Origin of the sequence: Pandoraea terrae (assembly GCF_902459695.1) — a bacterium.
Taxonomy (GTDB): domain Bacteria; phylum Pseudomonadota; class Gammaproteobacteria; order Burkholderiales; family Burkholderiaceae; genus Pandoraea; species Pandoraea terrae.
Window position 1 is genome coordinate 1 of the sequence record NZ_CABPRZ010000063.1, and the last position, 1213, is coordinate 1213.

The window sequence follows — 1213 nt, forward strand, 5'->3', positions numbered from 1 at the left end:
TGGTGCGATGGATCGTCCACGGCATCTTGCCGCCCAGCAGCTTCTGCTCGATGCCGGTCATGAGCGTGGCGACGGTGCGGCCCTTCTTGAACCACTGCTTGAAGTTGCGCGACTTCTGCAGCTCTTCATGCAGCCACGATTGCTCGAACGCGGCCGGGTAGGCGGTGAGCTCGTCGCGCTCACGGCCGCTGCCCAGCGCCGCGAACGCGGCCTCGGCGGCCAGCATGCCGGTCTTGAGCGCGGCGTGGCTGCCCTTGATGCGCGAGACGTTCAGAAAGCCCGCCTCGCAGCCGACCAGCGCGCCGCCGTTGAACACGAGCTTGGGCAGCGACAGGATGCCGCCGGCGGTGATCGCGCGCGCGCCGTAGGAGATGCGCTTGCCGCCTTCGAGGAAATGGCGGATCTGCGGATGGGTCTTGTAGCGCTGGAATTCCTCGAACGGCGACAGGTACGGGTTCTCGTAGTCGAGGCCGACCACGAAACCGAGCGTGACGAGGTTGTTGCCCATGTGATACAGGAACGAGCCGCCGTAGGTGTCCTTGTCGAGCGGCCAGCCGGCGGTGTGGATGACGAGGCCTTCCTGGTGCTTGGCCGGATCGATCTCCCACAGCTCCTTCAGGCCGATGCCGTAGGCCTGCGGATCGCGCCCGGCGTCGAGCGCGAACTTGCTGATCAGCTGGCGGCCCAGATGGCCGCGCGCGCCTTCGCAGAACAGCGTGTACTTGGCGTGCAGTTCCATGCCGAGCTGGAAGTTCTCGGTGGGCTGGCCGTCGCGGCCCACGCCCATGTTGCCGGTGGCCACCCCCATGACCGCGCCGTTCTCGTCATAGAGGATCTCGGCGGCGGCAAAGCCGGGGAAGATCTCCACGCCCAGGGCCTCGGCCTGTTGGCCGAGCCAGCGCACCACGTTGGCCAGGCTGATGACGTAGTTGCCGTGGTTCTGGAAGCAGGCAGGCAGCAGCCAGTTGGGGGTGGCTTTGGCGCCGGTCTCCGACAGGAACAGGAAACGGTCTTCGGTGACGGCGGTCTCGAGCGGCGCGCCGCGCGCCTTCCAGTCGGGGAACAGCTCGTTCATGGCGCGGGGGTCCATGACGGCGCCGGAGAGGATATGGGCGCCGACTTCCGAGCCTTTTTCGAGTACGCAGACCGAGACTTCACGGCCCGCCTCCTGCGCCAGCTGCTTCAGGCGGATCGCCGCGGCCAGGCCGGCCGG

The 1213-nt window shown here is 67.4% G+C and carries 1 protein-coding gene; it reads right to left on the reverse strand.

Features of this window, described 5'->3' with window-relative positions:
• Positions 1-1213 (reverse strand): NAD(P)/FAD-dependent oxidoreductase (locus tag PTE30175_RS27955; protein WP_150700329.1); only part of this gene is annotated, 1213 nt, incomplete at both ends.